Origin of the sequence: Nocardia sp. NPDC060259 (assembly GCF_042728775.1) — a bacterium.
GTDB lineage: Bacteria > Actinomycetota > Actinomycetes > Mycobacteriales > Mycobacteriaceae > Nocardia.
Genome location: NZ_JBHXAY010000188.1, coordinates 1 through 3,891, shown reverse-complemented (window position 1 = coordinate 3,891; position 3,891 = coordinate 1). Strand labels below are relative to the sequence as shown.

The window sequence follows — 3,891 nt, the reverse complement described above, 5'->3', positions numbered from 1 at the left end:
GACGCCCACAACCTGTCCACCCTGCGACTGCTCGGCTCCGTCGGCGAACCCATCAACCCCGAAGCCTGGCGCTGGTACCGAGACGTCATCGGCGCCAACAAGACCCCCATCGTCGACACCTGGTGGCAAACCGAAACCGGCGCCATCATGATCTCCCCGCTGCCCGGCGTCACCGCCGCGAAGCCGGGCGCGGCCATGCGAGCGCTGCCCGGCATCTCGGCGACGGTCGTCGACGAGGAGGGCAAGCCGGTGCAGCTCGGCGAGACCGAGGCCAACGGCTATCTGGTGCTGGACAAGCCATGGCCGTCGATGCTGCGCGGCATCTGGGGCGACATGGAGCGGTACCGGGCGACGTACTGGGAGCGCTACGCCGAGCAGGGCTGGTACTTCGCCGGTGACGGCGCCAAGCTCGACGCGGACGGCGACCTGTGGGTGCTCGGCCGGGTCGACGACGTCATGAACGTGTCGGGGCACCGCATCTCCACCGCCGAGGTCGAATCCGCGCTCGTCGGGCACCCGGCCGTGGCCGAGGCCGCCGTCGTCGGCGCCAGCGACGCGACGACCGGGCAGGGCATCGTCGCCTTCGTCATCCTCACCGGTGACTCGGCGGGCCGGGCCGGTGACGGCCTGGTCGACGAGCTGAAAGCCGAGGTGTCCAAGGAGATCAGCCCGATCGCCAAGCCGCGCGAGATCCACATCGTGCCCGAGCTGCCCAAGACCCGCAGCGGCAAGATCATGCGCAGGCTGCTGCGCGACGTGGCCGAGGGCCGCGAACTCGGCGACACCTCGACGCTGGTCGATCCTGGCGTTTTCGAGGCCATCCGCACCGGCGGGAACTGAGCCGGAGCGCGCAGCGAACGCGCAGGATACGGCCGGTGACGTGCGATGTCACCGGCCGTATCCGTTAGAATCGCGTTCAGGTGTGCCGGGAAGCCTGGTCGGCATGCGGTCGTGAATCCCCGACGGGATGAGCGCCCGCAGCGCCGTCCGCCCTGCCGAAAGGCTCGCCCGTGATCACCCGTGTTCGTAATGAGCTGACCCGCTATCTGCGCATCGAAACCGTCGGTGGAGCATTGCTGCTCATCGCCGCGGCCATCGCGCTGATCTGGGTGAACTCACCGTGGGGCGCGAGCTATCAAACGATGGTCGACACCCACCTGAGTATCTCCGCGCTGCACCTCGATCTCACCCTGGCCGACTGGACCAAGGACGGGCTGCTCGCGATCTTCTTCTTCGTCGCCGGGCTCGAGCTCAAACGCGAATTCGTCGTCGGTGAGCTGGCCGACCCCAAACGGGCCGCGCTGCCCGTCATCGCCGCCGTCGGCGGCGTCGTCACCCCTGCCGTGATCGCGATCGTGGTCGGCCACGGCGTGCCGGGGATGGACAAGGGCTGGGCCATCCCGGTCGCCACCGACATCGCCTTCGCGCTGGCCGTACTCGCGATGACCGGCTCGCGGATCCCGGCCAGTGCGCGGGTGTTCCTGCTGAGCCTGGCCGTGGTCGACGACCTGCTCGCGATCATCCTCATCGCGGTCCTGTTCACCGCGTCGCTGTCGATGCTGTGGCTCGGCGTCGCCATCGCCTGCTGCGCGGCCTGGGCGCTGGCGCAACGGCAGCGGCTGCACACGCCGTTGTTCTACATTCCGGTCGCGCTGGTCTGCTGGTACGCGCTACACGAAGCGGGCATCCATCCGACGCTGGCCGGTGTGGCGCTCGGGTTGGCGACCAGGGTGCGCAAGGACCCCGGCGAGAAGATCGCCCCGGCCACCCATCTCGAGCATGTCGTGCAGCCGATCTCGGCCGGTGTCTGCGTGCCGCTGTTCGCGTTGTTCGCCTCCGGCGTCCCGCTCGACGGCGCGGTGTTCGGCTCGCTGTTCACCGACCGGCTGTCGCTGGCGATCATCCTCGGACTGCTGCTGGGCAAGACGATCGGCATCTTCGGAATCAGCTGGCTGGCGATCCGCTTCGGCGTGGCGAAACGACCGGCGGGGCTGGAACATCGCGACATGTTCGCCCTGTCGGTACTCGGTGCGATCGGGTTCACCGTTAGCCTGCTGGTGGCGGAACTCGCGCTGGCCGATGTCGGTGACGACGCCATCGATCTGGCGAAGGCCGCCGTCCTGGTGACCTCCATGGCAGCATCGCTGCTCGGATCGGCGCTACTGTTGCGCCGAGGACGTGTGCACCAGGCGCGCCGCGACGCGGACGAGTTACAACCGGACAGTGAGGCCTAGTAGTGCCAGGACAGGGAGAAGGGTCGACGAAGTGAGTTACACCCAAGGCGGAAATGACGGTCGCACGGTCACTTCCATCCCGTTGACCGACGCCAACCCGCCCGGATCGGCGAGCATCGGCAGCCTCGTCCGCGATGCGACCGAGCAGATGTCCACCCTCGTGCGCGCCGAGGTCGCGCTGGCCAAGGCCGAGGTCACCGCCGAGGTCCGCAAGGGCCTGACCGGCAGTGTCTTCTTCATTCTCGCGTTGACCGTGCTGCTGTTCAGCTCGTTCTTCTTTTTCTTCTTCCTCGCCGAACTGCTGGATGTGTGGCTGTACCGCTGGGCCGCGTTCCTGATCGTGTTCGTGCTGATGGTGGCCGCCACCGCGCTGCTCGCGCTGCTCGGCTGGCTCAAGGTCCGCAAGCTGCGGGCGCCGGAGAAGACGATCAACTCGCTCAAGCAGACCGCCGAGGTCCTGCCTGCCGCGCTCACCCACAGTGAGCACACTCCCGCGCTGGAGAAGTCGGCCAACCGATGACGCGCCGGGCGGGCCCGGTCGCAACGGCCGGACCCGCCTACTAGGCTCGATCGGCGTGTCGTCCAACTCATTCCCGGATCCGTCCAGCGTCCGTTACGACGGACCGTGGACGCACCGTGACGTGCACGCCAACGGGATCCGCTTCCACATCGTCGAGGCCGACGGGCCGGACCGTTCCGATGCCCCGCTGGTGCTGCTGCTGCACGGCTTCGCCGACTTCTGGTGGTCGTGGCGGCATCAGCTGACCGGGCTCGCCGACCACGGGTATCGCACCGTCGCCGTCGACCTGCGCGGCTACGGCGATACCGACAAGCCGCCGCGCGGCTACGACGGCTGGACCCTCGCCGGTGACATCGCCGGCCTCATCCGGGCACTCGGTCACACCGAGGCCACCCTCGTCGGCCACGCCGAGGGCGGACTGGTCTGCTGGGCCACCGCGGTGCTGCATCCCCGGCTGGTCCGCTCGATCGCCGTGGTGAGCTCACCGCATCCCGCGGCACTGAAGAGCGCGGTCCTGCGCGATCCCGCCCAGCGCGCCACCTGGCTGCCCGACTTCCTGCGCTATCAGTTGCCGCGCTACCCCGAGCACCTGCTCACCCGCCACGACGGCGCCATGGTGGAGCGGCTGCTGCGCGAGCGGGTGAGCCAATCCTGGTCGCGCACGGCCGAATTCGCCGAGACCGCGGCGCGGATGCGCACCGCCATCCGGATCCCCGGCGCCGCGCACAGCGCGCTGGAGTACCAGCGGTGGGCCTTCCGCAGCCAGTGGCGTCCCGACGGCAAGCGCTTCATGGCGACCATGCGCACCCCGATCGACATCCCTGTGCTCGGCCTGCGCGGCGAACACGACCCCTACCTGCTGCCCGCCACGATCCATCGTGGGGCGCGACTGTCGCCGGATCGGACCCTGGTGTCGATTCCGGGTGCGGGGCACTACGCCCACCAGGAGAACCCCCGCAAGGTCAACGAGGTGCTGACCACCCGCTGGCGCGAACAGAACGGGGTCAACGGGTCACCTAAGGACGGGCTCGTCTCGCCGTGATTTGGAGCGCTGGCGCGCTCGAGTCGCGGCCCCTCCTGTCCCGTCGGTCAGGCACCGCTGCTTGCTCCTTCGTCGCCTACGCAACGGCACCTGAC

The 3,891-nt window shown here is 68.9% G+C and carries 4 protein-coding genes; all 4 read left to right on the top strand.

What is annotated here, in order from left to right; genetic code table 11:
- A partial coding sequence (locus ACFWF2_RS33400; protein WP_379311472.1) for an AMP-binding protein occupies positions 1 to 840 on the top strand: 840 nt, incomplete at its 5' end.
- A 170-nt stretch (positions 841 to 1,010) separates the two neighbouring features.
- A complete protein-coding gene (gene nhaA / locus ACFWF2_RS33395; protein WP_379311471.1) occupies positions 1,011 to 2,234 on the top strand; it encodes a Na+/H+ antiporter NhaA in 1,224 nt (407 codons plus the stop codon).
- 31 nt (positions 2,235 to 2,265) lie between these two features.
- Positions 2,266 to 2,754 carry a phage holin family protein gene (locus ACFWF2_RS33390; RefSeq protein WP_189032446.1) on the top strand — a complete coding sequence of 163 codons (489 nt, stop codon included), beginning with the start codon at positions 2,266 to 2,268 and terminating at the stop codon, positions 2,752 to 2,754.
- A gap of 55 nt (positions 2,755 to 2,809) precedes the next feature.
- Positions 2,810 to 3,796 carry an alpha/beta fold hydrolase gene (locus ACFWF2_RS33385; RefSeq protein ID WP_379311470.1) on the top strand — a complete coding sequence of 329 codons (987 nt, stop codon included), beginning with the start codon at positions 2,810 to 2,812 and terminating at the stop codon, positions 3,794 to 3,796.
- Positions 3,797 to 3,891 lie beyond the last annotated feature (95 nt).